This is a genomic window from Pseudomonas sp. D3-27 (assembly GCF_051132165.1).
In the GTDB taxonomy this organism is placed as follows: Bacteria; Pseudomonadota; Gammaproteobacteria; order Pseudomonadales; family Pseudomonadaceae; genus Aquipseudomonas.
On sequence record NZ_CP071667.1, the window covers coordinates 2,835,448 to 2,861,063 of the forward strand.

The window sequence follows — 25,616 nt, forward strand, 5'->3', positions numbered from 1 at the left end:
CAATTGCAACGATAAGAACGATAAACGCCAAGAGAGCCACCATGAACCTCAAGTTCCTCGAAACCTTCGTCTGGGTCGCTCGCCTGCAAAGCTTCAGCCTGACCGCCGAAAAGATGTTCAGCACCCAGGCCGCGATTTCCAGCCGGATCGCCTCGTTGGAAGACGAGCTGGGCCTGCGCCTGTTCGTGCGTGATTCACGGGGCGTGTCATTGACCCCGGAAGGCACCAAGGTCCTTGAATATGCCGAGCGAATGCTCGACGTTCAGCGCGAGTTGAAGCAGTCCCTGGACAACAGAACCCCACAGCAAGGCCTGGTGCGCATCGGTGTGATGGACACGGTGATTCACACCTGGCTGAGCCCGTTGATGTCGATGCTGATGCAGGCGTTTCCCGCCGTGGAGATCGAAATTACCGCCGACGCGGCGCGAAATCTTTGTGAGCAGCTGCAAAAAGGTTACCTGGACATCGCCTTCCAGACCGACCTGGTCCGCCACGAAAGCGTGCGCAATCTCGAGCTGGGGCATTACCCGATGCACTGGATCGCCGCCAGCCAATCGATTTACGCCCGGCCCTACGCCTCGCTGGCGGAAATGGCGAGCGAGCGCATCATCACTTTCGTCAAGCATTCACGGCCTCACCAGGATGTGCTCAACCTGCTGTATGCCCATGGCGTCGGTACGCCGAGGGTCAGTTGCGTCAATTCGGTATCGGCGATGACGCGACTGATACGCGACGGTTTCGGCATTGGTGCGCTGCCCGCGGCGCTGGTGACCAAGCCGCTGGCCCGTGGCGAGTTGATCCAGCTGGAACCGGGCGCGCCCCTTCCCCAGCTCGATGTCGTCGCATCGTGGCGGGCCGGCGTGGGGCTCGAACTGATCGAAAGCATCGTGCACATGAGCCGCCAAGTGGTCTGCCAGTACGCCACGGACGTCGGACCGCAACGCATGGTCGCGGCACCGGGGCTGTCGACGGTCGAATAACTTTTACTTGTCAGGGGGTAGCAATTTTCCTTGTTGGACGCCATCGCCGGGATTTTCTAAAAAGGACTCACTCAGAAAAAGAACCCAACGGAGCCCCTGCGATGAGTCCATCAGCCCTGTCCCTCGAGCAACTGCAGCAGTGTTCACCGCAAGCCTTGCGCCAGAAAATCGCCGCCGGGCAATACCACGGCCATACCAGCGGCCTGGGCCAGGGTCGGGTCCAAGCCAATATCGTGATCCTGCCGGGAGACTGGGCCGACGAGTTCCTGCGCTACTGCACGCTCAACCGTCAGGCTTGTCCGGTGCTGGACGTGACGGAACCGGGTGACCCCTTCCTGCGCAACCTGGGCGCTCCCATCGACATCCGCCACGAGGTCCCAAGCTACCGGGTCTTTCACCACGGAGAGATAAGTGAGCAACCTTCGGACATCGAACACCTTTGGCGCGATGACCTGGTGACTTTCGCCCTCGGCTGTTCGTTTTCTTTCGAGCAACCGTTGCTTGAGGCCGGCATTCGGATGAGGCACATCGACCTGAGTCGCAACGTCGCCATGTTCCGCACCAACATCGACACACGCCCCACCGCGCGACTGTCGGGCAAAATGGTCGTGAGCATGCGCCCGATGAAAGCGGCGGCGGCGATCCAGGCGATCCAGATCACCGGGCGCATGCCCGGCGTCCATGGCGCCCCGGTACACATTGGCGATCCATCGCTGATCGGCATTGAGTCCCTGGAGACGCCGGACTACGGCGATGCGGTACCGGTCGAAAGCGATGAAATACCGGTATTCTGGGCCTGTGGCGTGACGCCGCAATCGGTGGTCCAGGCGTCGCGTCCGCCGCTGTGTATCACTCACGCGCCGGGTTGCATGCTGGTCACCGATCTATGGAACAGCGCATTGTGATGTATCGACCCGGAGACGGAGATTTGATGAACAGCCCGCGACGATCGATCGAGCAGTACATCCGCGCCAAGGACGGCAACCGCCCCCACCTGCTGGACCAGGCGTTTACCAATGACGCGACCCTGGACATGGTTGTTTGCACCGGATCCATTTCATTCCCCGATCATGTCCAAGGCCGTGGCGCCATCGGTGATGTGCTGGTGAGCCGTTTCAACCAGACCTTCGAGAACGTCTACACGTTTTGCCTGGACGCTCCTCCTGCGTCCAACGCCGAGACGCTACAGTGCCGTTGGATGGTCGCCATGGCGGACAAGCACAGCGGTGAAGTCCGGGTCGGGTGTGGCCGGTATGACTGGCGATTCAGGCGCCAGTCGTGGTTGGCTGAGGGACTCACCATTACCATTGCACACATGAAAACCTTGCCAGCAGACGATCTATCGGTAGTCATGGCCTGGGTGTCGCGTTTGGCGTACCCGTGGTGCAGCGTTGATGACGCCATGGATGCGGTGCCGGATTCAAGCGCGCTTGAAGACGTGATCCAATACCTGTCAGTCAGGCATGATCGAACGGTTTGATCTCCCTTGGATTTCCCTGCCTCTTCGTTTCAAGGAGCTGCCCGACATGAATATCAAGTTCCTGGAAACCTTCGTCTGGGTCGCCCGCTTGAAAAGCTTCCGGCTGACGGCGGAAAAGCTCTTCACCACCCAGGCGTCGATTTCCAGCCGTATTGCGGCCCTTGAAGATGAAATGGGCGTGCGCTTGTTCGTCCGCGATCCCAAGGGCGTGTCGCTGACATCCGAAGGCCTGCGGGTACTCGAATATGCCGAGCGCATCATGGAAACCATGCAAAGCATGAAGGCGGTGATCAAGGATCCCCGTCAGGTGCGCGGTCGGATCCGCATCGGCGCGATGGACACGGTGATCCATACCTGGCTCAGCCCGTTGGTGACACGGCTGATGGAATGCTACCCGGCCCTGGAAATCGAGTTGTCGGCCGATACCGCGAGCAACCTGTGCTCGCAGCTGGAAAAAGGCTATCAGGACATCATCTTCCAAACCGACATCCTGCGCCTGGACAGCGTGCGCAATACGCTTTTGACCCGTTATCCGATGCATTGGGTGGTGCGCACCGGCTCCGCCTATGACCGCGATTATGCTTCGCTGGAAGAATTATCCCAGGAGCGCATCGTGACCTTTTCGCGCAACTCGCGTCCGCACCAGGACATCCTAAATTTGCTGCACTCGGCCAATATCGTCTCGCCGCGCATCAATTGCGTGAATTCGGCGTCGGCCATCACGCGGCTGGTGCGCGACGGCTTTGGCATAGGCGCCATGCCCGCGGCGCTGGTTCAAGGCGAACTGGCCCAGGGCACGTTGAGGCTGGTGGATGGCGTGCCGCTGCCCTCGGTGATGGACGTGGTCGCCAGCTGGCGCACCGGCGCGGGCATGGAACGGGTCGAAGACATCGTCACCCAGACCCGGGAGGTGGTTGAAGAATTCAGCGCGCAACTGCCTGCCCAATACCGGCTGGCGGCGGACCCTGCCCCGGCAGGCTGTCAGTGAACTGCAACATCCCCGCCCTATCCTGAAACGAGCGCACCGCGGTGTACCGCTGGGTGCGGCCGCTCGGGATGGTCCAGGGAGTTCGCCATGAAGATCAGCGTGTTCGGCAGTGGTTACGTTGGATTGGTGCAAGCCGTCGTGTTGGCCGAGGTCGGTCATGACGTGGTGTGCATGGACATCGACGAGCAAAAGATCGAGAACCTGCGCCAGGGCCAGGTGAGTATTTTCGAACCCGGCCTGGCGACGCTGGTGCGCGAGGGGCTCGATGCCGGGCGCTTGCGTTTTACCAGCGACGAACAAATGGCCGTCCGGCATGGGCAGGTCGTGTTCATCGCCGTCGGCACGCCGTCCAGGGAAGACGGCTCGGCGGACTTACGCCAAGTCCTCGCCGTCGCTGAAGCCGTTGCCCGCTACGGCGAACAGCCGCTGGTGGTGGTGGAAAAGTCCACCGTGCCGGTGGGCACTGGCGATATCCTGCGCGCCCACATCGATAAGTGCCTGCTCAAGGCCGGGCGCCTGCTGCAATTCGATGTCGTGTCCAATCCCGAATTCCTCAAGGAGGGCTCCGCGGTCTCCGATTGCCGGCGTCCCGATCGCATCGTGATCGGCTGTGAGCGTGAGGAAGTTCGGGAAACCATGCGCGAGCTGTATGCGCCATTCAACCGCAACCACGACCGGATCCTGTTCATGGACGTGCGCAGCGCCGAGCTGACCAAATACGCGGCCAACGGCATGCTGGCGACCAAAATCAGCTTCATCAACCAGATCGCCGAACTGGCCGAACACCTTGGTGCCGACATCGAGTCGGTGCGCCAGGGCATAGGGGCTGACTCGCGCATCGGCTATCACTTCATTTATCCCGGTTGCGGCTACGGCGGTTCGTGCTTCCCCAAAGACATGCGGGCCTTGATCCATACAGCGCAGCAAGCCCATTGCGCCAGTGACCTGCTGCAGGCGGTGGAGTCCATCAATCTGCGGCAGAAACACAAACTGTTCGAACGCATCAATGCTTACTACCAGGGCGACTTGCATGGCAAGACCTTTGCCCTGTGGGGCCTGGCCTTCAAGCCCAACACCGACGACATGCGCGACGCCCCCAGTCGCATGCTCCTGGAAGCGTTGTGGGCGGCTGGGGCCAACGTCCGCGCGTTTGACCCCGAAGCAATGCAACAGACCCAGCTGCTCTACCCCAACGAGCCGAAACTGATGCTGATGGGAACGCCAGAGTCAGTCCTGGCCGGCGCCGATGCGTTGATCATCTGCACCGAATGGCAGTCGTTCAAGGCCCCCGATTTCCAGCTGATCCGGCAGCGCCTGAACGCACCGGTGATTTTTGATGGGCGAAACCTCTATGAACCGGAACGCATGGCGGACAGAGGTTTCGTCTATTTCCCGATGGGCCGCGGACAGTCATGCAGCTTGCCCATTGCCCACCAGCCTTGGTTACAAGCCAGAAGCGCTTGATCAAACTGCAAAATAAATGAACTCAACCAGCATTAATATGAATTTGTAAGCAAGAGAGCCGAGCGGCACACTGTGCTCCGTTCCTCCCCCAAATGTTGGAACAGTTAAAGGGCTTTCTGGGATTCTCCCGTAAGCCCCTTTTTTTGTTGGCTTTTTGGATCTCCGCTTAATGTTTTCTCGCTGGTTCCCCGCTGCTATCAATACCCGTCCCACCGAATGGAGCCGTGCCGCGATCGGCATGGCTTTAGGAACAATGTTCAGTGTCTGGCTCTGCGGCCAGGTGTTTGGCCTCGAAGTGGCGCAACACCTGATCGGCCCTCTCGGGGCCTCGGCGGTATTGCTGTTCGCCGTGTCGTCGGGCGCCCTGGCCCAGCCTTGGTCGATTTTTGGCGGTTACCTCTGTGCTTCAGTCGTGGCGTTGCTGGTCGCCCATGTGCTCGGCCGAACACTGGGCAGCGCTTGCCTGGCGGCGGGCATGGCGCTGGTTCTGATGTGCTGGCTGCGTTGCCTGCACCCGCCGGCGGGGGCCTTGGCGGCCACGCTGGTGCTGGCGGATCATTCGATCATTGCCCTGGATTGGCAGGCGCTTGGCGCTTCGATGCTGGCCGGCTCCGGTCTGCTCGCCTTCGCATTGGCCTACAACAACCTGACGCGCGTACGCTACCCCAAGCGCGCCAGCGAGCCGGTCGCCGCCATTCCGGCCGACCACCCGCCCGTGGATCGCCAGGCCATCACCGCCGAAGACTTGAAGCTTGCGCTCGAGGAAATGGAAGCGTTCTTCGACGTAACTCCCGAGGATCTCGAACAATTGATCCACGCCAGCGAGCGCCATGCCAAGCGCCGCAGCATCACGGAGGTGCTGTCGGGTCGCGGTTGAGCCTGTGGCTGCTATAAATATGCAGACAGGACCTGCACGTATCCCGGTTGTGCAATGCAAATTTGCACTGTTACGATCCCGACCGGGTACGCGCGACATTATTTATAAAGACAATAAAAGCAGGGAGTTAGCGATGACAGCTCAGGTTTCATCCCAAACTGCGGACGGCGTCGAGACCGCGCCATACGAGGTGCTGTTCGAAGTCCGCAACCACATTGGCCACTTGACCCTGAACCGCCCCGCCGGCCTCAATGCCCTTACCTTGGGCATGGTGCGCAGCATGCAACAGCAACTCGATGCCTGGGCGCAGGATGCGCAGATTCGCGCGGTGGTCCTTCGCGGTGCCGGCGACAAGGCGTTCTGTGCCGGCGGTGATATCCGCTCGCTGTATGACAGCCACAAGCAGGGCGATACCCTGCATGAAGACTTCTTCGTCGAGGAATACGCCCTCGACTTGACCATCCACCACTATCGCAAGCCCATTCTGGCCCTGTTGGACGGTTTCGTGCTGGGCGGCGGCATGGGCCTGGCGCAAGGCGCCGACCTGCGGGTAGTGACCGAGCGCACTCGCCTGGGCATGCCTGAAGTGTCCATCGGTTATTTCCCGGACGTGGGCGGCAGTTATTTCCTGCCGCGCATTCCCGGTGAGCTGGGGATCTACCTGGGCGTCAGTGGTGTGCACATCCGCGCCGCCGACGCGTTGTACTGTGGGCTCGCCGACTGGTACCTCGATAGCCGCAAGCTTGCCCAGCTCGATGAGCGTCTCGATCGACTGGAGTGGCGCGATACCCCACTCAAGGACTTGCAAAGCCTGCTGGCAAAAATGGCGGTTCAACAGCTACCTGCACCGCCCCTCGCCGATTTGCGGTCCGTCATCGACCATTTCTTCGCTCTGCCCGATGTGCCGAGCATGGTCGAGCAGTTGCGTCAGGTCACGGTTGCCAACAGCCATGATTGGGCGATGGAAACCGCCAATCTGCTGGAAACCCGCTCGCCGTTGGCCATGGCGGTGACCCTGGAAATGTTGCGTCGCGGCCGTCACTTGAGCCTGGAAGACTGTTTCGCCCTCGAGCTGCACCTGGACCGCCAGTGGTTCGAGCGCGGTGACCTGATCGAAGGCGTACGCGCCTTGCTGATCGATAAAGACAAGCGCCCGCGCTGGAACCCGCCGACCCTGGAGGCGCTGGACGCCTCGGTCGTGGCGAGTTTCTTCGACGGCCTCGACTACCACGGGAATTGACCATGCAAGACCTTGAGCTGACCGAAGAACAAGTGATGATCCGCGACATGGCCCGTGACTTCGCCCGCGGTGAAATCGCGCCCCACGCTCAGGCCTGGGAGAAAGCCGGGTGGATCGACGACGGCCTGGTGGCGAAGATGGGCGAGTTGGGCCTGCTGGGCATGGTCGTGCCGGAGGAATGGGGCGGCACCTATGTCGATTACGTGGCCTACGCCCTCGCCGTGGAAGAAATCTCCGCTGGCGACGGTGCCACGGGCGCATTGATGAGCATTCATAACTCGGTGGGTTGCGGGCCGGTCCTCAATTTCGGCACCGAAGAGCAGAAGCAGACGTGGCTGGCGGATCTTGCCAGCGGCCAGGCGATTGGCTGCTTTTGCCTGACCGAACCCCAGGCCGGCTCCGAAGCCCACAACCTGCGCACCCGCGCCGAGCTGCGGGACGGCCAATGGGTGATCAACGGCGCGAAGCAGTTCGTCAGCAATGGCAAACGGGCGAAGCTGGCGATCGTCTTCGCTGTGACCGACCCGGACCTGGGCAAGAAAGGCATCTCGGCGTTCCTGGTGCCGACCGATACCCCGGGCTTCAACGTCGATCGCTCCGAAAACAAAATGGGCATTCGCGCTTCCGACACCTGCGCGGTGACATTGAGCAACTGCACCGTGCCCGAGGCCAATCTGCTGGGTGCCCGAGGCAAAGGCCTGGCCATTGCGCTCTCCAACCTCGAAGGCGGTCGCATCGGCATTGCCGCCCAGGCACTAGGCATCGCCCGCGCAGCGTTCGAAGCGGCCCTGGCCTATTCCCGCGATCGTGTGCAGTTCGACAAGCCGATCATAGAGCACCAGAGCATCGCCAACCTGCTGGCCGACATGCACACCCGCCTGAACGCCGCCCGCCTGCTGATCCTCCACGCCGCGCGCCTGCGCAGCGCTGGCAAACCGTGCTTGTCGGAAGCGTCGCAAGCCAAGCTGTTTGCTTCGGAAATGGCCGAGAAAGTCTGCTCGTCGGCGATACAGATCCATGGGGGGTACGGGTATCTGGAGGATTATCCGGTGGAGCGCTACTACCGGGATGCGCGGATTACCCAGATCTACGAAGGATCTAGCGAAATACAACGCATGGTCATTGCCCGCGAACTCAAGCACTACCTGGCGTAACGGCGGGAAAAACATCGCGAGCTAGCTCGCTCCCACAGGGTTTGGAGGCGTACGCAATGGCGCGTACACCTCAGATCCACTGTGGGGCCGAGCTAGCTCGCGATGGGGTCAGTCGGAACGCCGCCTTACTTGTCCTGGAACGCCGCCGCACGCTTGGCCACGAACGCCGCCATGCCTTCCTTCTGGTCCTGTGTCGCAAACGCGGCGTGGAATACCCGCCGCTCGAAACGCACGCCTTCGGACAGGCTGACTTCAAAAGCGCGGTTGACGCTTTCCTTGATCATCATGCTGATAGGCACGGACTTGGAGGCGATCAGTGCCGCCGTCTTCATTGCATCGTCCAGCAGCTCATCAGCCGGCACGATCCGCGCAACGATGCCGCAACGCTCGGCCTCGACCGCATCGATAAAACGCCCTGTGAGGCACATTTCCATAGCCTTGGCCTTGCCCACGGCGCGGGTCAGACGCTGGGTGCCGCCCATGCCCGGCAGCACGCCGAGGTTGATTTCCGGCTGGCCGAACTTGGCGTTGTCACCCGCCAGGATGAAGTCGCACATCAACGCCAACTCACACCCGCCGCCCAAGGCAAAACCGTTCACCGCCGCAATGATCGGCTTTCGGCGATTGGCAACGCGGTCGCTGTCGCTGAACAGATCGTCCAAATAGATTTGCGGGTACGTCAGCTCGGCCATCTCTTTGATGTCGGCGCCGGCGGCGAAGGCTTTTTTCGAGCCGGTCAGCACGATGCAACCGATCTGCGGGTCCGCCTCCAGGCTGTCCAGCGCCTGGTTCAGCTCGCTGACAATCTGCGCATTGAGCGCATTCAGCGCCTGAGGACGGTTTAGCGTGATCAGGCCGACGCGGTCCTTGATCTCCAACAAAATCGTTTCGTAATTCATGCAGGATTCCTTGTTCAAAGATTGCGCGAAATGACCATGCGCTGGATATCGCTGGTGCCTTCGTAAATCTGGCAGACCCGCACGTCGCGGTAGATGCGCTCCAGCGGGAAATCGTTGAGGTAACCGTAGCCGCCCAGGGTTTGCAGCGCCATGGAGCAGACCTTCTCGGCCATTTCCGAGGCGAACAGTTTGGCCATGGATGCTTCCACCAGCGCCGGCTGGCCGCCATCGCGCAGGGCTGCGGCATGATGAACCATCTGCCGTGCCACGGCGATCTGAGTCGCCATGTCGGCCAGGCGGAACGCCACGGCCTGATGTTCGATAATCGGTTTGCCGAAACTCTGGCGCTCACGGGCATAGTCGCGCGCCGCTTCGAATGCCGCGCGGGCCATGCCCACCGACTGCGCGGCAATGCCAACCCGCCCGCCTTCCAGGTTCGCCAGGGCGATCTTGTAGCCCTCGCCCTCTTCTCCCAGGCGATTGGCGACGGGCACCTTCAGGTCCTCGAAGAGGATCTGGCAAGTGTCGGAGGCGTGCTGGCCGAGTTTGTCTTCGACCCGCGCCACGCTGTAGCCCGGCGAGTCGGTGGGCACGATGAAAGCACTGATACCGCGCTTGCCGGCGCTCGGATCGGTGACCGCAAACACGATGACCACCCCAGCGTTCTGCCCGGACGTGATGAACTGCTTGCTGCCGTTGAGCACGTAATGGTCGCCCTCCAACCGCGCCCTGGTCTTCAAGCTGCTGGCGTCGGAGCCGGCCTGAGGCTCGGTCAGGGCAAAGGCGCCGAGCATCGTGCCGCTGGCCAGGGGTGTGAGGAACCTGGCTTTCTGCTCGTCAGTGCCGAATTTCAGGATCGGCACGCAACCCACCGAGTTGTGCACACTCATGATGGTCGAGCACGCGCCGTCGCCGGCGGCGATTTCTTCCAGCGTCATCGCGTAGGCCAGGTAACCGGTGTCGCAGCCGCCCCACTGTTCCGGCACCAACATGCCGAAAAAGCCCAGCTCGGCCATTTCACCAATGGCCTCCTTGGGAAAACGATGCTCGCGGTCCCATTCAGCCGAGAACGGTTTCAGACGCTCTTGGGCGAATTGCCGAGCCATGTCGCGGATTTGTGTCTGTTCTTCAGTCGGGAGCATGGCAGTTCCTTAGTACAGGCATTCAACGGCCATGGCCGTGGCTTCGCCGCCGCCGATGCAGATGGCCGCGACGCCGCGCTTGAGGCCCTTCTGGCGCAGGGCCGACAACAAGGTCACCAGGATCCGTGCGCCGGATGCACCGATCGGATGGCCCAAGGCGCAGGCGCCCCCATGGACGTTGACCTTGTCATGGGGGATTTCCAGCTTGTCCATCGTTACCACGCCCACCACGGCAAAAGCTTCGTTGACTTCCAACAGATCAACCTCGTCCAGCGACCAGCCAGTCTTGCCCATCAGCTTCTTGACCGCGCCAATCGGCGCCGTGGGAAACAGGCCCGGGGCGTCGGCAAAGGCCGCATGGCCATGGATGACCGCCAAAGGTTTCAAGCCGCGCTGTTGCGCCTGGCTCTGGCGCATCATCACCAGGGCTGCGGCGCCATCGGAAATCGAGCTGGAGTTGGCCGCCGTCACGCTACCGCCTTCGCGGAACGCCGGTTTGAGCGTGGGGATCTTGTCGATGCGTGCCTTGGGCGGTTGCTCGTCGTGGCGAACGGTGACCTGTTCCTTGCCGACCATGACCTGCAACGGCACGATTTCGGCATCGAAACTGCCATCCTCGATTGCCTGTTGCGCGCGGGTGGTGGACGCGATGGCGAAGGCATCCTGGGCCTCACGGCTGTAGCCGTTGGCCTCGGCGCAGTCTTCGGCAAAGGTGCCCATCAGGCGCCCCTTGTCGTAGGCGTCTTCGAGGCCGTCGAGGAACATGTGGTCCAGCACCTTGCCGTGGCCCATGCGCAAGCCGGCGCGAGCACGGTCCAGCAGGTACGGGGCGTTGGACATGCTTTCCATGCCGCCCGCCACCACGACGTCGGCGCTGCCGGCGACGAGCATGTCATGGGCGAGGATCGCTGCTTCCATGCCCGAACCGCACATCTTGTTGAGTGTGGTGCAACGGGTCGATTTGTCGAGCCCGGCGCCGAGGGCTGCCTGCCGTGCCGGCGCCTGGCCTTGGCCTGCGGCGAGCACACACCCGAACAACACTTCTTCGACCGCGTCCGGTGCGATGCCGGCACGCTCCACGGCAGCCTTGATGGCGGCGGAACCCAGCTGCGGCGCGGTCAGACTTTTGAGTTCGCCCTGGAAGCCGCCCATCGGGGTGCGGACAGCGCTGACGATGACAATTGGATCATGGGACATGACAAATCCTCCTATTTGGCGGCCATGCGCAAGGCGCCGTCGAGACGGATCACCTCGCCGTTGAGCATGCTGTTTTCAATGATATGCCGGACCAGCGCCGCGTACTCGGCGGGTTTGCCCAGGCGCGGCGGGAACGGCACGCCGGCGGCCAGGGAGTCGCGCACTTCCGGGGTCATGCCGGCCATCATCGGGGTTTCGAAAATGCCCGGCGCGATGGTCATCACACGGATGCCGAAGCGTGCCAGCTCACGGGCGGCCGGCAGGGTCAGGCTGGCGATTGCGCCCTTGGATGCGGCATAGGCTGCCTGGCCGATCTGGCCGTCGAAGGCCGCCACCGACGCGGTATTGATGATCACACCGCGCTCGCCGTCGGCGTTGGCTTCGGTTTCGGCAATGGCCGCAGCGGCCAGGCGCAACAGGTTGAAACTGCCGATCAGGTTGACGTTGATCACCTGGCTGAAACTGGCGAGGGCGTGAGGACCGTTCTTGCCGAGGATCTTCTCGCCGCGCACGATCCCTGCACAGTTGACCAAGCCGTTGAGGCCACCAAACGCATCGACCGTGGCCTTGACCGCCGCTTCGGCGGCTGCTTCGTTGCTGATGTCCGCGACCACGCTCTGGCAGCCAAGCTTTTGCGCCTGGGCGGCTACGGCGTCGGCGTTGAGGTCCAGCAGCATCACCTTGGCGCCGGCCTTGACCAGCATTTCACCGGTGGCCGCGCCGAGGCCGGAAGCGCCACCGCTGACGAGGAATATCTTGTTGTCGATCTGCATCATGGTTTCCTTGGATTCAAGCTGAAACGTTCTTCGCCGCAGTCTCTTGAGCTTTGGCGATTTCCTGGTTGCGCAAGATAAAGCGCTGCAATTTGCCGCTTGGGGTTTTCGGCAAGTCGCTGACAAATTCGATCTCTCGCGGATACGCATGGGCAGCGAGGCGCTTGCGCACGTGCAGCCGCAGTTCTTCGGCCAGCTCTGGCGCGGCGCGGTACTGGGCGCTGAGCACCACAAAGGCTTTGACCAGCTCGGTACGTTCCGGATCGGGCTTGCCGACCACGGCAGCTTCGACCACCGCCGGATGCTCGATCAACGCGCTTTCCACATCGAACGGGCCAACGCGATAGCCGGACGTGGTGATCACGTCATCGCTGCGCCCGACGAAGCTGATGCTGCCGTCCGGATTGAACTCGACGGTGTCGCCACTCAGGTAATAATCGCCGACGAAGGCCTTGGTCGGCCCGCCCTGGTAGCCGGCGAACCAACACATGGGTGACTGGCTACGGTCGACCGCAAGAATGCCCGGTTGGCCGACGCCCAACTCCTGATGGCTTTCATCCAGCACCACGATGCGATGGCCCGGCGAGGCAAAACCCGCGGCGCCCTGGTGCACCGGATGCTTGAGGCCGTGGTGATTGCACAGCACCATGCCCAGTTCAGTCTGGCCGTAATGGTCGTGGATCACCACGTCCAGGTTGTCGGCGAACCAGCGGATCACTTCCGGATTCAGCGGCTCGCCGGCGCTGCTGACGATGCGCAGCTTGCCTTTGATTGAGCGGGCGAACTGCTCGCCGCCAGCGATCAGCAGGCGATAGGCCGTTGGCGAGCCCGCGAGGTTGGTGATGCCGTATTTATTGATGACCCGGCAGGTGCTGTCCAGGGTGAACGGGCCGTCGTAGAACGTGATCGGATGCCCCATCGCCAAAGGCCCGGTCACGCCAAAATAGATGCCGTAGGCCCAGCCGGGATCGGCAACGTTCCAGAACGCGTCTTCGGGGCGCAGGTCAACGGCGTCGCGCATGTAGCTCTGGAACGCCACGATCGCCTTGAGCGGCACCGACAACGCCTTGGCCGGGCCGGTGGTGCCGGAGGTGAACATCAGCAGGAACGGGTCTTCGCCAGTCAGCATCAGGGGTTCGCACTGGTTGGGCTGATTGGCGACTTCGGCCCAGAAGCTGAAATCGCCACGAACGATGCCCTCGCCCTTTTTCCCGCCGACCGTGACGACGATGGGGCAATCGGCAACCTCAGTGAGTTTTGGACGGTTGACGGCGTCAGTGACCACAACCCGTGCCCCGGAGCTGCCGAGGCGGTGTTCGATGGCTTTCGGGCCGAACGCGGTGAACAGCGGCTGGTACACCGCGCCGATGCGCCAGGTGGCGAGCACCACGATCAGTAATTCGGCAGTGCGCGGCAACAGGCCGGCCACCCTGTCACCCTTGCCGACGCCCTGGGCGCGCAGGAAATTGGCGAAGCGCGCCGCGTTGTCCTGCAGGTCACGGTAAGTCCAGGTCGCGTCACTGCCGTCACGGCCCTCCCAAAACAAGGCGATGCGCCCCGGCAAGGTGTGCCTGTCGCAGCATTCGACGCAGGCATTGAGCGCTTCGAGCGAGCCGTGCAACGAGGCATTGACGGTGTTCAGGTAATCGAACTGCGACGTGGCGGACGAATAATCGCGCATGACCAGAATCCCTCTGTACTTTTTATTGGTGGGGGGAACCGTGAATAGCAGGGAAATACTCGCGCCGAAGAGGCGGCGCGGCAATGGTCAAAGCCTTCAAGTTGCTTGACTGGTTTGGCCATGGACCAAAGTAGGCGTTGGCTGTGCGGGCCGTCAGCCCGCCTCGTTGAGAATCAAGCTGCGATAGTGCCCAGGATTGGACCCGGACCACTTGCGAAACGCCTTGTAGAACGAACTGGCGTCGGCGAACCCCAGGCGCGAGGCGATTTCCACGAAACTGATGGAAGGTTCGGCCAGCCAGGCAATGGCCAGTTCCTTGCGGACGCCGTCCTTGAGGCCCTGGTAGGTTTGCCCCTCCTCTGCCAGGCGTCGGCGCAGGGTCGAGGCGGAAACGCATAACCGCTGGGCCAGGGCCTCGGTTTCCGGCCACTGCTCGGCGGGCAGCTGGCGCAGGTCATGGCGGATGCGGCTGGAGAGGCTTTGCGGGTCGCGGTACTTGACCAGGATATTCGCCGGTGCCTGGGCCAGGAAGCGCTTGAGCTCCTCGGGACTGCGGCGGATGGGCAGGTCCAGGCAGTCGGCGGAAAAGATCATCCGCGTACGGGGCCGGTCGAAGCGCAGGTTCTGGGAGAACATGACGCGGTAATCATCACAGAAGTCGGGCTGCGGGCACCGCAACTCGATGGACAGGATCGGAATGCGTCGCCCGGCCAGCCAGCAGGCCACGCCATGGACGATCATCCAATAGGTGAAATACGTGAAGGCCCGGCGCGGTGTCTGGTCTTCTTCGAGCAGGACAATTTCCGCCAGGCTTTGTTGGCGAGCCCATTGCGCCGGCAGGTGTTCGAGCATCAGCGAAAGGAACCCCAGCCCCGCCGTCAGCCCGGAGGCCAATGTCGGCTGGGCCATGGCGCAGCGGCACAGAAAGGCCAGGCTGCCGGACTTTAGCTTGCGCGGGTCCATGCCGAAAAATTCATCATCCAGGCGCCTCGCCAGCAGGCGCCAAAGCTGCGCATAGGCATGGGCCGGGACCCGCGCCTGGGCATCGCCGAGCAACGCCGGGTCGATGCCCACTTTGCGCAGCACCTCGTCGGTCGCAGCGCCAGGGGCACAGCTTTGCAGCAGTGCTTCGCGCACCAACTGGACCGAGATGGTGTCTTTTTCCGACATGGCCTGGGTTTTCACAGGATCCGGTAAAGCAGACGCTCTATTCGCACCCGGCTGACGCGCTTGAGGAACTTGCCCACCGCTGCGGGGTAATCCGGCAGGGTTTCCAGGTCCAGGTAGCGTTCGATTCGCTGGGTGTGCCGATAGATCCGCTCGAGCTCGGCCTGGCGCGGTCCCGACAACTCGCCCTTGGGATCGTCCAGCAACAGGGCATTTTCCAGGTCCAGGCGAAACGCCCGTGGGTTGAGGTTGTTGCCGGTGAGCAAGGTATAGCGCTCGTCCACCCACATGCCCTTGAGGTGGTAGGTATTGTCGCCGTCTCGCCACAGGTGCAGGTTCAACTGGCCGCTGTCGATGTAGCGCTGGTGCCGCTTGGCAAAGCGACGCAGGCTGATTTCGTACAGGTAGGGCAACGCAGCGATGATCTTGAACGGCTCGCTCGCAGGAATATAAAAATCGTTGGCGGTCTTGTCGCCAACGATGATGTCGATTCGCACGCCGCGAGCCAGGGCACGGTTGATTTCCCGCGTTACAGCCAATGGCAGGTTGAAATACGGCGTGCAGATGGTCAGTTGCTTGCGGCTGCCGGCGATCAGTTCACCGATCACCCTGCTCAGCGGGTTGTTCTTGCCGACGCCCAGCAACGGGCTCACCGACAGGCCATTCTTGTCGAGGCTGCCCGCCGTGGTGTCGTAGGCCGCGTACTTGAGGCGGCTGCGCAGGTCGCCGATGTCCTTGCGCAAACTGCGGGTGCTGGGCAGGTCCGGCAGGTCAAGGCGATGCACGGCCCTGGAGGCGATCAGGCCATGTTGCACCAGATGATGCATCGAATCGGCCAGCGGGGCGTTCTGCAGCAGGTGATAACGGTCGTAGCGGTACTTGTCGAACTTGTGCAGGTAGACGTTGTTGAGGCTCGCACCGCTGTAGAGCACACAGTCGTCGATCACGAAGCCTTTGAGGTGCAGTACCCCGAACAGCTCGCGGGTCTGCACCGGCACGCCGTAGATCGGCACTTCGCTGGCATGGGCGCGGGTCTGTTTTTGATACCACGCCGAGTTGCCCGGCTGTTTTTTGGCCCCGATCAGCCCACGTTGCGCCCGCAACCAGTCCACCACCACCGCAATGTCCAGTTCGGGACGTGCGGTTTTGGCGGCATGCAAGGCATCGAGGATTTCCTGGCCGGCCTCGTCCTCTTGCAGGTAGAGGGCGACGATGTAGATGCGCTGGGTGGCCTGGGCGATTTTCTCAAGCAGGCAACGGCGAAACTCGGCGGCACCGTCGAGGATCGTCACGGCGTCGGCGGTGAGTGGAAAGCTGCGCAGCTTGGGCAGCAAGGAACGTTTGAAAAGCGACGGCATAGGGCTCGCAAAAAGTCGATTCCGAAGAACCGATGAGCTTACACCATGACGCGTGGCTTGGGGTCTCCCCGTCGAGATGAAAAATATTTGACCAAGGAGAATGACCGTTCTACTTTAAGTCGCATGAACGAAATCACTGGCACTGAAACACGAGACATCATCCTTGATGTCGCCGAAAAGTTGATCTACAGAAGTGGCATCGCGGCCACCGGCATGGATCTTCTGGTAAAAACCGCCGGCGTCTCCAGGAAGAGTATCTACCGCTACTTCGCCAACAAGGAGGAGCTCGTCGTCGCGGCGCTCAAGCGCCGTGATGAACGCTGGATGCAGTGGTTCAGCAGCGAAGTGGGCAAGGCGCCGACGCCCCTCGCACGTTTGCTCAGCCTGTTTCCCGTGCTCAAGGGCTGGTTCCAGAGCGAAGGCTTTCGTGGTTGTGCATTCATCAACACCAGCGGCGAAACCGGCGACCCTCAGGATCCGGTCCGCCAGGTTGCGAAAATGCACAAACAGGCATTGCTCGACTATGTGACCCGCTTGTGTACCGAACAGGGTATTGAGCAGCCGCACGTGCTTGCCCGACAGCTGCTCATCCTGATTGACGGCGCCATTACCCTCGCGCTCGTCATGGGCGATCACGATGCTGCCGATCAGGCCCAAGACGTCCTGAAGATGTTGTTGGCGATTGAATAAGCAACACGTGTAAACCGCAGGACCGCTCGTAAAGACCCTCGCTGTAAAGCAATCGTGCAACCCACGTTCATTATCTGGAGATTGGCCATGTCGTCCTCTGCCGAAGTTCGCCCACCGCTGCCACCTTTCACCCGTGAAACTGCTATCGAAAAAGTTCGCCTGGCCGAAGACGGCTGGAACGGTCGTGACCCGCAGAAAGTATCGCTGGCCTACACTCTCGATACTCAATGGCGTAACCGCGCTGAATTCGCCCATAACCGGGAAGAAGCGAAGGCCTTTTTGACCCGCAAGTGGGCCAAGGAACTTAACTACCGGCTTATCAAGGAGCTCTGGGCCTTTACTGGCAACCGTATTGCCGTGCGCTACGTCTATGAATGGCACGACGACTCGGGCAACTGGTTCCGCTCCTACGGCAATGAAAACTGGGAATTCGATGAGAACGGCCTGATGGCCAACCGCTACGCCTGCATCAACGACATGCCGATCAAGGAAAGCGAACGTAAATTCCATTGGCCGCTGGGCCGTCGGCCGGACGATCACCCAGGCCTTTCTGAGCTGGGGCTGTAACCAAACCCTAGTGGGAGCGAGCCTGCTCGTGAATGCGGTGTATCAGCCAATGCAATATTGGATGGGCCGCCGCCTTCGCGAGCAGGTTCGTTCCCACATTGATCCCCGTGGCGTCAGGCACTACGTCGATTCGACAAGAATTCCAGCAATGTCACCGCGCAAGCCTCGATACTGCCTTCCACGATCAGCTCATAGCCGTGGGTATTTTCGGTCGGGATTGCGATACAACCGCCTTGGGCGGACGCCCCGCTGCTCATGATCGCACTGGCGTCACTGGCGAAATCCGCCAACAAGGCAAATTGTGGTGTCAGCCCGCTGCGTTTACCGGCCTGGTACAGCTGGTCGACGAGCCCACGGTGGTAACAGCCATTCTTGTCACCCGTGTTGATGATCGGATCGACGCCCAATCGGGTGGCATATTCCGCGACCACGGGGCCGACCTCGACCGCCACCGTGGCGTCCCCGGGCAAATGGCTGGCGGCATAAAGGGCGCCGGCATTGGACTCTTCTTCCTGGGTGGTAAAAACAAAATAAACGTCGTGTGGCAGCTCTTTACGGCGCTCGGCCAAGAGCTTGGCGGCCTGGAGCGCAGCCACCATGGGCGCGCGGTCGTCCAGGAAATGCGCGGCGATGGCGTCGCCGACCCGGAACGGTCGTCGCCAGTGCTGGCTCAACACCACCCGCGTGCCGGGGCGTACCCCATGGGCCTGCAATTGCTCGCTCGTGCGACGGGTAATCACATGGACGTCACCCCAATTGACGTTTCCCGACAACACGTCCGCGCCCTGGTGGGTTTCACCGGTGCTGTGCATCGACCCGAACGACAACACGCCAGGAATGAAATCCCGGTCGCCAAGAATGTCCACTGGGCAGACCCCGAAGTTGATCGGATTGGCACCGCCCAGGGCCACCACTCGCAACGTGCCGTCAGACTCGATGCGTTTGACCAGCATGGCGATCTCGTCCAGGTGCGCCATGATCCGGATCGACTGATGCGGCTTCGTGTCCGGCCGGGCGCCCTTGATCAGCCCGATGACATTGCCCGCCGGGTCGACCCAGGTTTCGTCGCAATGCGGTTTCAGCTCCCGAAGGCAGATGTCGCGCACTTCATGCTCCTGCCCGCCGGGCCCACGGGCCATCAGCAGCTCTTCCAGCAGCGGCAAGGTAGACGGATTGGGTTGCATCAAATGGGTTCTCCTTTTTCCAGGCGCGGCCCACTGACGAAGCGGGCCGCGACGTGTCTGTCTTCTTGAACACGCCTGGCCTTGGAAAATTTGATCGGATCCTGGCGAAACTGACGAGCGGCCCCCCATGAAGTGCGGACAGGCGGCCTTCCCGAAGGGTTGACCGACACGCCGTCAGGCATCACATTGCCTGGATCGTCCCTACGCCGAAGGCGGTTTGTCGTGTTGCAGAGCTTGTGGAGCCCATGACCGCGTCGATGCCCATCCGCCCCCCCTGCCCGCCTGGTGTCTGTGATTGCGGGCGTGATGCGTTGCTGCAAACGCCGGGCAGCGATCTGCGCATCCTTTGCCTGAATCGCCAGGAAGAGAAACGCCTGCTTGAGCGATTGGAAAATATCCAGAGCCTGGACGAGCTTGAACGGTTGCAGCAGCGGCTGTTCGAGAACCTGGGTGTGCGGGTAACCATCGAGCCCGGCTATAACGAGGTTCGGACGATGCGCGGTATTGCCATCGAATTCCAGGAGCAGCCGGGGCTGTGCCGCAAGATTCGCCAGTCGATCCCGGCTGCGATTCGCCGGGGGCTGGAGAAGCGGCCTGAGATTGCCTGGCGGTTGCTGGACTCGCGGGATCTGTTTCGGGGTGGTTGAGGCTGCTCTTGGCCGGTTTGTATATCCGTCATCCTGGTAACGGATATACCTCCACTTCAGAGAACCACATTCAAAAATCCACGGTCGCCGAAACCAGATAAGTCCGAGGCGTCGCAGCGTCAACCCCGGCTCACTGTCATCCGAAGCCCCCGCCGAACTTCAATACCGCTTATCCCCGACGTTCTCGACATTGGCGCGCAAACCTTGGCGCAGAGTGGGATGTGCCGACGGTGCCGGGGCTGACATATGACAAAGGCACCGGCGGTCTCAATGGCTGGCGTGGAGGGTCTTGGGCACTTCAGGCATGGCCGATGAGTGATGGTTGATGATTTTCCACTGCCCGTCGAGTCGTTCATAGAGGAAGGTGTACCGCGCCTGGACCTCTCGCTTGGAACCGTCGGCCTGGGTCAGCGTGAACGTGTAGACCCCGCTGTCCATCGCAGCGTCGGCGCCCAGGTGACGGATCTCCCGGTAGTTGATTACCCCGACCGGCTTGGCCGCCAGGAAGTGCACGAAGTAATCCTGGATCTGGTCCGGTGTGCTGCGCACCTTGTTGGAAACAGTCGGTTGCAATACCGCATCCGGCGCGTAGAGGGCGGTCACCGCGCTGGCGCTGCCGGTTTGCAGTGCTGCGTTCCAGCGGTCGAAAAGCCCCGCTATTTCCCGGTCGGTTTGCTTTTGCGGTTGCTCGACGACGGTGCGATAGACGAACGGCGCGGTCTCCGCAGCCTGGACAAAGGGAGCAGCCAGCACGAAAAAAGCGGCGATGGCACAGGTTTTCATTTTCATCGTTGTGGTCCTTTGGGTTTCAATGGCCCCACTTTGCCAATCCCCGCAGCGCTCGCCATCGGCCAACCGGTGCTGATCGCCTATGCCATTCGGCAGATAGGCCAGGTGCCGATCCCAAGGTCTAATGTCGCCATCGCGAACCAGGCCGGTTCACGTCCACGCTGGAGTTCCCCCATGCAAAGCCCACCCCACGACCCTGGCAGCGCCCTGGCGATCCGCAGCCAATACCGCCAGTCGCAAAGCCGCGCGGCACGTTTGGGCCTTCTGTTGGGCACCGGGCACGAATTGACCCGCCTGCCCTTGGCGCAAATGCGCGAGCGCGCGGTGCAGCGAGCGTGCGCATTCGTCGCCATGGACCATGGCTTGTTGCTGGAGTGGACGCCGCAAGCCACGTTGCAAACCGTTGCCAGTCACGGCAGCGGCGATGGGCTCGATTTGCTTGCCCAGCTCGCGCAGCCGTCGGCGCCCGAACCGCAGTGGTTGGACTGTCCGGGGAAAACCCTGGCGCAGGTTCTGCGCGTGCCGCTGCGAGGCGCGGACGGCATCGTGTTCGGTGCCCTGCTGCTGGGTAACAGCGTGCCCCTCGGGGCCCCCGACAAAGAGGACATCGAGTCGCTGCAATTGCTCGCGACGCTGCTGGCGGCGCACCTGGAAAACAGCCGGCTGCTCCAGGCGCTGCAAGCCCGTGAGCGGACCATGTCCGAGCTGGTCCATCGGCTATTCAGCGCCCAGGAAGACGAACGCAAGCGCGTGGCCTATGACCTTCACGATGGCCTTGCGCAGAACCTCGCGGGGCTGCATCAGCGCCTGCAAGGTTTCGCCGGCCGCTGCCCGCCGCTGTCGTCGACGCTGGACAGCGAACACCAGGCCATCCTCGACCTGGCCCAGCGTTGCGTCGGCGAGAGCCGGCAGTTGATCGGCGGCCTTCGCCCCCATGTACTGGACGATTTTGGCTTGTACACCGCCATCGACAAGGAAGCCGATCGCCTGCGTGACGCCGGGCTGGCGGTGGACTGGGTCGAGCACAGCGCTGCGCGGCTGTCGGGAAACGCCGAGATTGCCCTGTTCCGCATCGCCCAGGAAGGCATCAACAATATCCTCAAGCATGCCCAGGCCAGGCATGTTTGCCTTGGCTTGGTGGTGCGTGACGGACGGGCAACGTTGCGGGTCGAGGACGATGGCCGCGGGTTTGCCCTCGAACCGCCCATCGAAAGCCATGGCTCCAGCCACCTGGGCCTGGCGGCCATGCAGGAACGTGCCAGCCTCCTGGGAGGCCATCTGGACTGTCGCAGCGAACGCAACGGTGGTACTCGCCTGTTGGCCAGCGTGCCCCTGCCAACCCATGGAGGCCAATCATGAACCGTCCTCTGCGCGTGCTGTTGGCCGATGATCACGAAGTGACCCGTACCGGTTTCATTTCAATGCTTTGCGGTATCGAGGGCTTCGAGGTGGTCGGCCAGGCCAGAGACGGCCAGGAGGCACTCGATTTGTGCCAGCAGCTGCAACCGGACATCGCGATCCTGGATATTCGCATGCCGGTGCTCAATGGCCTCGGCGCGGCGCGCATCCTGAAACAACGCCAGCCGCAGCTCAAGGTCATGATTTTCACCATGGACGACAGCCCCGACCACCTGGAAGCGGCCATCGGCGCGGGCGCCGTCGGTTATCTGCTCAAGGATGCCAGTCGCGCCGAGTTGATCGACGCGCTCAGAAGGGTCGCCGAGGGAGAGGAAGCCTTGAACAGCTCGGTCAGCGCCCGCCTCTTGCGGCGCATGGCCGAGCGCGGCGCCGGAGGTACGGCTCAGGTCCAGGCCCTGACCGCCCGTGAGCGGCAGGTGCTCGGCCTGGTCGCCAGTGGTTTCAGCAATCGTGAAATCGGCGAAAAACTCGGCATCGCCCCCGGCACCGCAAAGGCCCATGTCGAGCGGGTCATCGGCAAGCTTGGCGCCGCCGACCGCACCCAGGCCGCGGTGCGCGGTGTCGCCCTGGGGTTGGTCGCGCAACCGTCGGGGCAATGGCCATGAAGATCCTCGCGGCCCGTCGCTGGGCCGACCTGCCCTTGCGGGGCAAGGCATTGGTGGTGATTTCCCTGCCGCTGGTTGTCCTGTTGCTGTCACTGGTGCTGATCTACATCACCGAGCGCCAGACCGCACGCGCCGAAGAGGATGTGCGCCGGGTGCTGCTGGTACAGGGCGACATCCAGGCGGTGCACACCCTACTGGCCGAAGCAGCCGCCAGCGTGCGCGGTTACCTGCTGACCCGCCGCGAAGATTTCCTGCCCGGCTACGAACAGGCCACCCCAAAGATCCAGGCCGCACTGCAACGCCTGGATCATAATATCCGCGACGCCAGAATGCGCGAGCACCTAAAGACCATCACACCGCTGATCACTGAAAAGCTCAACGGACTGGTCTCCCTGCGCACCGGCAAAGGCGACGACACCGCGACCATCACCGCCATCCTGATCGAAAACAAACAAGTGCTGGACGTGCTGCGCGAGCAGATCAGCGCCATGCGTATCCGTGAGGACGCCCTGCTCACCGACCGCAGCGCCGCCGCTTCCGCTACGCGCATGCGCCTGTTGTTCGCGACTCTGCTGGCGGCGCTGTGCGGACTGTTCGGCGCCATCGTTGCAGTGCTGTTCCTGTCCAAGGGCATCGTCGCCCGGGTCCAGAAGGTGCAAGGCAACGCCCAGCGTCTGGCGCTGGGCCAACCGCTGTTGCCACAACCACCGGAGCGCGATGAGATCGGCCAGTTGGGCACGCGCCTGGTGGAGGCTGGGCAATTATTGGCCGAGCGGGAACGAGCCTTGCGCGACAACGAAGAACGCCTGCGGCTGATCATCGATGGGGTGAAGGACTACGGGATCTTCGCCCTGGACGCCCAAGGCCACGTGATCACTTGGAACGTCGGCGCCGAACGGATCAAGGGCTATACCGAACAGGAAGTGCTCGGCCGGCATTTCTCGTTGTTCTACCTGGCCGAAGAATGCCCGGCGCATCCGGACATGGCCTTGCTCGCGGCCACCCGCGAAGGTCATTACATGGAAGAAGGCTGGCGATGCCGCAAGGACGGCAGTCGTTTCTGGGCCAGCGTGGTGATTACCGCCCAATATGACAGCACCGGCGCCCTGCGAGGCTTCTCCAAGATCACCCGGGACATCACCGACCGACGTGCCGCCGAGATAGCCCTGCGCACGGCCCGTGAAGAAGCCGAAAGCGCCAGTCGCGCCAAGAGTGAGTTCTTGTCGCGCATGAGTCATGAACTGCGCACGCCGTTGAATTCCATCCTGGGCTTCGCGCAACTGCTGGACATGGATTCCATTGCCGGCCAGCGCCCGCAAGTCAGCCACATCCTGCGCGCCGGTCAGCACTTGCTGGCGTTGATCAACGAGGTACTCGACATCGCCCGGATCGAAGCCGGCCGCCTGCCTCTGAACATCGAACCGATCGGATTGCCGGCGGTGCTGCACGAGGCGTTGACGCTGGTGTCGCCGATGGCGGCCGACGCCGGGATCCATCTGGCCGAGCTTGCATCGCTGCCCGAGGGCAGCGGCGTGCTTGCCGATCGCCAGCGCCTGGTGCAGGTATTGCTGAACCTGCTGTCCAATGCCATCAAATACAACCAGCCGGGTGGCGAAGTACGCATTGAGGTCACGGCTGAAGCTCCCCATGTCAGTATCGCCATCAGCGACACCGGGCGTGGCATCGCCCCCGAGCTGTTGGATCAGCTGTTCAAGCCATTCGAGCGCCTCGGCGCGGATCCCCAGGTCGAAGGCACCGGGCTCGGCCTTTCGCTGAGCAAGAGCCTGCTGGAGATGATGCAAGGCAGCCTGCAAGTGCGCAGCGATCCGGGACAAGGCTGTTGCTTCACGTTGCGACTGCCCGGCGCCCGGGTATCCGGCGCTCACCTGCCGCCCATGGTTGCGCTGGAAGTGGCACGCCCACGCACCGAATTCGACGGCAAGGTGCTGTGCATCGAGGACAACCTGTCTAGCCTCGCCCTGATCGAGACCCTGATGCAACGCCGTCCAGGCATTCAGTTGCTGTCCAGCATGCAAGGCCAGATGGGCCTCGACCTGGCTCGCCAGCACGCGCCGCAATTGATCCTGCTGGACGTGACGTTGCCCGATCTGGATGGCCTGGAAGTTCTTCGCCGCCTGCGCCAATCCCCGACCACGGCCTACACGCCGGTGTTGATGATCACCGCCGATGCCAGCGACCTGTCCCACCGGGCCCTGCTTGACGCCGGCGCCACGGCGATCCTCACCAAACCCATTCATATCCAGGCCTTCCTTGGCCACCTTGAGCGTTATCTACCGGAGTCCGCATGAATCGCGACCTGCGCATCCTGATCATCGACGATCAGCGCCCCAACCTGGATCTGATGGAGCAATTGCTCGCCCGCGAAGGGCTGCACAATGTACTGAGCAGCACCGAACCGCTGCGCACCCTTGACCTGTTCAACAGTTTCGAGCCGGACCTGGTCATCCTGGACCTGCACATGCCTGCGTTCGATGGCTTCGCAGTGCTGGAGCAGCTCAACCGGCGGATCCCGGCCAATGATTACCTGCCGATCCTGGTCCTGACGGCCGACGCGACCCGCGACACCCGCCTGCGTGCCCTGGCGCTAGGCGCGCGCGACTTCATCAGCAAACCCCTCGATGCGCTGGAAACCATGTTGCGCGTGTGGAACCTGTTGGAAACCCGCGCCCTCTATAAATCCTTGCGCACCTTGATTCCCGCCCAACAAATCGAATTGTTGCGCCAGCACCGGCCAAGCGCTGATGCGGCCCAGCACGGAAGCGATTGAATGGCTCTCTTGCCACAAGGGCACAGCAGGTGCTCAATGCCCGCGAATGTAATGCTCCAACTGCCGGATCAGGTCCGCTTGTTCGACGATCGCTTCCTTGACCAGGTCGCCAATGGACAACAGCCCGATCAGCTCGCCGTTTTCCAGCACCGGCAAATGCCGCAGGTGGCTGTCGGTCATGACCGCCATGCAGCGGTCGATGCTCTGCTGGCTGTCGGCGGTGATCACCGGCGTGCTCATGATGGTGCGCACCGCAGTGCCCACGGATGAACGGCCCTTGAGGACCATCTTGCGCGCGTAGTCCCGCTCGCTGAACACCCCCACCACCTGCCCGCCTTCGATCACCGGCAGCGCACCGACATTTTTCTCGGCCATGATCTGCAACGCTTCGAGCACGGTCTGATCCGGTGCGATGCTGTGGACCTGCTGGTTCTGTACGCTCTTGAGCCTTACCAGTTGCGCGGCGGTCTTCATTGCTAATCCCCAATCTCAAACAAAAGTGGCCGCTGTCGTGGCGAGGGAGCTTG

General features: G+C 62.2%; 25 protein-coding genes. 15 read left to right on the top strand and 10 right to left on the bottom strand.

Features of this window, described 5'->3' with window-relative positions:
* Nucleotides 1-41: 41 nt before the first annotated feature.
* From J3P92_RS12975 to J3P92_RS13010, 8 genes are all read left to right on the top strand, one after another.
* Entirely contained in the window at nucleotides 42-980 is a 939-nt protein-coding gene (locus tag J3P92_RS12975) for a LysR family transcriptional regulator (RefSeq protein WP_434611447.1), read from the top strand.
* A gap of 101 nt (nucleotides 981-1,081) precedes the next feature.
* The gene (locus tag J3P92_RS12980; protein ID WP_434647373.1) at nucleotides 1,082-1,885 is read left to right on the top strand and encodes a putative hydro-lyase; all 804 of its coding nucleotides are present in this window, start codon (nucleotides 1,082-1,084) and stop codon (nucleotides 1,883-1,885) included.
* 26 nt (nucleotides 1,886-1,911) lie between these two features.
* Nucleotides 1,912-2,460, top strand: coding sequence for a hypothetical protein (locus tag J3P92_RS12985; RefSeq protein ID WP_434647375.1), 549 nt, complete (start codon nucleotides 1,912-1,914; stop codon nucleotides 2,458-2,460).
* A 46-nt stretch (nucleotides 2,461-2,506) separates the two neighbouring features.
* Complete coding sequence (locus J3P92_RS12990; protein ID WP_434564051.1) at nucleotides 2,507-3,448, top strand: LysR family transcriptional regulator; 942 nt, start codon at nucleotides 2,507-2,509, stop codon at nucleotides 3,446-3,448.
* A gap of 87 nt (nucleotides 3,449-3,535) precedes the next feature.
* The gene (locus J3P92_RS12995; protein ID WP_420763949.1) at nucleotides 3,536-4,912 is read left to right on the top strand and encodes a UDP-glucose dehydrogenase family protein; all 1,377 of its coding nucleotides are present in this window, start codon (nucleotides 3,536-3,538) and stop codon (nucleotides 4,910-4,912) included.
* A gap of 169 nt (nucleotides 4,913-5,081) precedes the next feature.
* The gene (locus J3P92_RS13000; protein WP_434564052.1) at nucleotides 5,082-5,789 is read left to right on the top strand and encodes an HPP family protein; all 708 of its coding nucleotides are present in this window, start codon (nucleotides 5,082-5,084) and stop codon (nucleotides 5,787-5,789) included.
* A 133-nt stretch (nucleotides 5,790-5,922) separates the two neighbouring features.
* Nucleotides 5,923-7,029 carry an enoyl-CoA hydratase/isomerase family protein gene (locus J3P92_RS13005; protein ID WP_434647377.1) on the top strand — a complete coding sequence of 369 codons (1,107 nt, stop codon included), beginning with the start codon at nucleotides 5,923-5,925 and terminating at the stop codon, nucleotides 7,027-7,029.
* A 2-nt stretch (nucleotides 7,030-7,031) separates the two neighbouring features.
* The gene (locus J3P92_RS13010; protein ID WP_434647379.1) at nucleotides 7,032-8,183 is read left to right on the top strand and encodes an acyl-CoA dehydrogenase family protein; all 1,152 of its coding nucleotides are present in this window, start codon (nucleotides 7,032-7,034) and stop codon (nucleotides 8,181-8,183) included.
* A gap of 125 nt (nucleotides 8,184-8,308) precedes the next feature.
* Here the strand turns inward: J3P92_RS13010 and J3P92_RS13015 are convergent, their stop codons facing one another.
* The 7 genes from J3P92_RS13015 to pssA all read right to left on the bottom strand — a co-directional run bounded on the left by J3P92_RS13015 (nucleotide 8,309) and on the right by pssA (nucleotide 16,400).
* Nucleotides 8,309-9,082, bottom strand: a complete 774-nt coding sequence (locus J3P92_RS13015; RefSeq protein ID WP_420763945.1) for an enoyl-CoA hydratase — start codon at nucleotides 9,080-9,082, stop codon at nucleotides 8,309-8,311.
* A 14-nt stretch (nucleotides 9,083-9,096) separates the two neighbouring features.
* Nucleotides 9,097-10,224, bottom strand: coding sequence for an acyl-CoA dehydrogenase (locus tag J3P92_RS13020; RefSeq protein ID WP_420763944.1), 1,128 nt, complete (start codon nucleotides 10,222-10,224; stop codon nucleotides 9,097-9,099).
* A gap of 9 nt (nucleotides 10,225-10,233) precedes the next feature.
* Nucleotides 10,234-11,421 (bottom strand): acetyl-CoA C-acyltransferase, encoded by a 1,188-nt coding sequence (locus tag J3P92_RS13025; protein WP_434647381.1) that lies wholly within the window; start codon nucleotides 11,419-11,421, stop codon nucleotides 10,234-10,236.
* Nucleotides 11,422-11,432: 11 nt separating this feature from the next.
* Nucleotides 11,433-12,194: an SDR family NAD(P)-dependent oxidoreductase gene (locus J3P92_RS13030; RefSeq protein ID WP_434564055.1), complete on the bottom strand. Its 762-nt coding sequence runs from the start codon at nucleotides 12,192-12,194 to the stop codon at nucleotides 11,433-11,435.
* A gap of 16 nt (nucleotides 12,195-12,210) precedes the next feature.
* Nucleotides 12,211-13,875 (bottom strand): AMP-binding protein, encoded by a 1,665-nt coding sequence (locus tag J3P92_RS13035; RefSeq protein WP_434611460.1) that lies wholly within the window; start codon nucleotides 13,873-13,875, stop codon nucleotides 12,211-12,213.
* Nucleotides 13,876-14,028: 153 nt separating this feature from the next.
* Nucleotides 14,029-15,045, bottom strand: a complete 1,017-nt coding sequence (locus J3P92_RS13040; RefSeq protein ID WP_434647383.1) for an AraC family transcriptional regulator — start codon at nucleotides 15,043-15,045, stop codon at nucleotides 14,029-14,031.
* Between the two features lie 11 nt (nucleotides 15,046-15,056).
* Nucleotides 15,057-16,400, bottom strand: coding sequence for a CDP-diacylglycerol--serine O-phosphatidyltransferase (gene pssA, locus J3P92_RS13045; protein ID WP_420763939.1), 1,344 nt, complete (start codon nucleotides 16,398-16,400; stop codon nucleotides 15,057-15,059).
* A gap of 123 nt (nucleotides 16,401-16,523) precedes the next feature.
* Between pssA and J3P92_RS13050 the strand changes: the two genes are divergently transcribed.
* Both J3P92_RS13050 and J3P92_RS13055 read left to right on the top strand, forming a co-directional pair.
* Nucleotides 16,524-17,090: a TetR/AcrR family transcriptional regulator gene (locus J3P92_RS13050; protein WP_434564105.1), complete on the top strand. Its 567-nt coding sequence runs from the start codon at nucleotides 16,524-16,526 to the stop codon at nucleotides 17,088-17,090.
* A gap of 87 nt (nucleotides 17,091-17,177) precedes the next feature.
* A complete protein-coding gene (locus J3P92_RS13055; protein WP_434647386.1) occupies nucleotides 17,178-17,657 on the top strand; it encodes a DUF1348 family protein in 480 nt (159 codons plus the stop codon).
* 113 nt (nucleotides 17,658-17,770) lie between these two features.
* Here J3P92_RS13055 and J3P92_RS13060 read toward each other — a convergent pair whose 3' ends face one another.
* Nucleotides 17,771-18,841, bottom strand: a complete 1,071-nt coding sequence (locus J3P92_RS13060; protein WP_434647389.1) for a M28 family peptidase — start codon at nucleotides 18,839-18,841, stop codon at nucleotides 17,771-17,773.
* 245 nt (nucleotides 18,842-19,086) lie between these two features.
* On the opposite strand from J3P92_RS13060, the gene J3P92_RS13065 reads away from it, so the two are divergent.
* The gene (locus J3P92_RS13065) at nucleotides 19,087-19,488 is read left to right on the top strand and encodes a hypothetical protein (RefSeq protein ID WP_420763936.1); all 402 of its coding nucleotides are present in this window, start codon (nucleotides 19,087-19,089) and stop codon (nucleotides 19,486-19,488) included.
* A 267-nt stretch (nucleotides 19,489-19,755) separates the two neighbouring features.
* Here the strand turns inward: J3P92_RS13065 and J3P92_RS13070 are convergent, their stop codons facing one another.
* Nucleotides 19,756-20,277 (bottom strand): SgcJ/EcaC family oxidoreductase, encoded by a 522-nt coding sequence (locus J3P92_RS13070; protein WP_420763935.1) that lies wholly within the window; start codon nucleotides 20,275-20,277, stop codon nucleotides 19,756-19,758.
* A 174-nt stretch (nucleotides 20,278-20,451) separates the two neighbouring features.
* On the opposite strand from J3P92_RS13070, the gene J3P92_RS13075 reads away from it, so the two are divergent.
* From J3P92_RS13075 to J3P92_RS13090, 4 genes are read left to right on the top strand one after another with little or no spacing between them, the layout of a single operon-like run.
* The gene (locus tag J3P92_RS13075; RefSeq protein WP_434647391.1) at nucleotides 20,452-21,636 is read left to right on the top strand and encodes a sensor histidine kinase; all 1,185 of its coding nucleotides are present in this window, start codon (nucleotides 20,452-20,454) and stop codon (nucleotides 21,634-21,636) included.
* Nucleotides 21,633-22,301 carry a response regulator gene (locus tag J3P92_RS13080; protein ID WP_434647394.1) on the top strand — a complete coding sequence of 223 codons (669 nt, stop codon included), beginning with the start codon at nucleotides 21,633-21,635 and terminating at the stop codon, nucleotides 22,299-22,301. Before J3P92_RS13075 ends, J3P92_RS13080 begins: the two co-directional genes overlap by 4 nt.
* Complete coding sequence (locus tag J3P92_RS13085) at nucleotides 22,298-24,610, top strand: ATP-binding protein (protein WP_434647397.1); 2,313 nt, start codon at nucleotides 22,298-22,300, stop codon at nucleotides 24,608-24,610. The genes J3P92_RS13080 and J3P92_RS13085 overlap by 4 nt, the downstream gene beginning before the upstream one ends.
* The gene (locus J3P92_RS13090; protein ID WP_420763931.1) at nucleotides 24,607-25,089 is read left to right on the top strand and encodes a response regulator; all 483 of its coding nucleotides are present in this window, start codon (nucleotides 24,607-24,609) and stop codon (nucleotides 25,087-25,089) included. Before J3P92_RS13085 ends, J3P92_RS13090 begins: the two co-directional genes overlap by 4 nt.
* 33 nt (nucleotides 25,090-25,122) lie before the next feature.
* Here the strand turns inward: J3P92_RS13090 and J3P92_RS13095 are convergent, their stop codons facing one another.
* On the bottom strand, nucleotides 25,123-25,563 hold the full coding sequence (locus J3P92_RS13095; protein WP_434647400.1) for a CBS domain-containing protein: 441 nt from the start codon (nucleotides 25,561-25,563) through the stop codon (nucleotides 25,123-25,125).
* Nucleotides 25,564-25,616: the final 53 nt, after the last annotated feature.

Bases quoted from the DNA above. Each gene is read 5' to 3' on its own strand.
- J3P92_RS13010 (WP_434647379.1), top strand. From the start codon at position 7,032: ATGCAAGACCTTGAGCTGACCGAAGAACAAGTGATGATCCGCGACATG.
- J3P92_RS12990 (WP_434564051.1), top strand. From the start codon at position 2,507: ATGAATATCAAGTTCCTGGAAACCTTCGTCTGGGTCGCCCGCTTGAAA.
- J3P92_RS13015 (WP_420763945.1), bottom strand. From the start codon at position 9,082: ATGAATTACGAAACGATTTTGTTGGAGATCAAGGACCGCGTCGGCCTG.
- J3P92_RS13075 (WP_434647391.1), top strand. From the start codon at position 20,452: ATGCAAAGCCCACCCCACGACCCTGGCAGCGCCCTGGCGATCCGCAGC.
- J3P92_RS13055 (WP_434647386.1), top strand. From the start codon at position 17,178: ATGTCGTCCTCTGCCGAAGTTCGCCCACCGCTGCCACCTTTCACCCGT.
- J3P92_RS13050 (WP_434564105.1), top strand. From the start codon at position 16,524: ATGAACGAAATCACTGGCACTGAAACACGAGACATCATCCTTGATGTC.
- J3P92_RS13070 (WP_420763935.1), bottom strand. From the start codon at position 20,277: ATGAAAATGAAAACCTGTGCCATCGCCGCTTTTTTCGTGCTGGCTGCT.
- J3P92_RS13000 (WP_434564052.1), top strand. From the start codon at position 5,082: ATGTTTTCTCGCTGGTTCCCCGCTGCTATCAATACCCGTCCCACCGAA.
- J3P92_RS12975 (WP_434611447.1), top strand. From the start codon at position 42: ATGAACCTCAAGTTCCTCGAAACCTTCGTCTGGGTCGCTCGCCTGCAA.
- pssA (WP_420763939.1), bottom strand. From the start codon at position 16,400: ATGCCGTCGCTTTTCAAACGTTCCTTGCTGCCCAAGCTGCGCAGCTTT.
- J3P92_RS13090 (WP_420763931.1), top strand. From the start codon at position 24,607: ATGAATCGCGACCTGCGCATCCTGATCATCGACGATCAGCGCCCCAAC.
- J3P92_RS13085 (WP_434647397.1), top strand. From the start codon at position 22,298: ATGAAGATCCTCGCGGCCCGTCGCTGGGCCGACCTGCCCTTGCGGGGC.
- J3P92_RS13005 (WP_434647377.1), top strand. From the start codon at position 5,923: ATGACAGCTCAGGTTTCATCCCAAACTGCGGACGGCGTCGAGACCGCG.
- J3P92_RS12980 (WP_434647373.1), top strand. From the start codon at position 1,082: ATGAGTCCATCAGCCCTGTCCCTCGAGCAACTGCAGCAGTGTTCACCG.
- J3P92_RS13040 (WP_434647383.1), bottom strand. From the start codon at position 15,045: ATGTCGGAAAAAGACACCATCTCGGTCCAGTTGGTGCGCGAAGCACTG.
- J3P92_RS13020 (WP_420763944.1), bottom strand. From the start codon at position 10,224: ATGCTCCCGACTGAAGAACAGACACAAATCCGCGACATGGCTCGGCAA.
- J3P92_RS13080 (WP_434647394.1), top strand. From the start codon at position 21,633: ATGAACCGTCCTCTGCGCGTGCTGTTGGCCGATGATCACGAAGTGACC.
- J3P92_RS13065 (WP_420763936.1), top strand. From the start codon at position 19,087: ATGACCGCGTCGATGCCCATCCGCCCCCCCTGCCCGCCTGGTGTCTGT.
- J3P92_RS13060 (WP_434647389.1), bottom strand. From the start codon at position 18,841: ATGCAACCCAATCCGTCTACCTTGCCGCTGCTGGAAGAGCTGCTGATG.
- J3P92_RS13035 (WP_434611460.1), bottom strand. From the start codon at position 13,875: ATGCGCGATTATTCGTCCGCCACGTCGCAGTTCGATTACCTGAACACC.
- J3P92_RS13030 (WP_434564055.1), bottom strand. From the start codon at position 12,194: ATGCAGATCGACAACAAGATATTCCTCGTCAGCGGTGGCGCTTCCGGC.
- J3P92_RS13095 (WP_434647400.1), bottom strand. From the start codon at position 25,563: ATGAAGACCGCCGCGCAACTGGTAAGGCTCAAGAGCGTACAGAACCAG.
- J3P92_RS13025 (WP_434647381.1), bottom strand. From the start codon at position 11,421: ATGTCCCATGATCCAATTGTCATCGTCAGCGCTGTCCGCACCCCGATG.
- J3P92_RS12985 (WP_434647375.1), top strand. From the start codon at position 1,912: ATGAACAGCCCGCGACGATCGATCGAGCAGTACATCCGCGCCAAGGAC.
- J3P92_RS12995 (WP_420763949.1), top strand. From the start codon at position 3,536: ATGAAGATCAGCGTGTTCGGCAGTGGTTACGTTGGATTGGTGCAAGCC.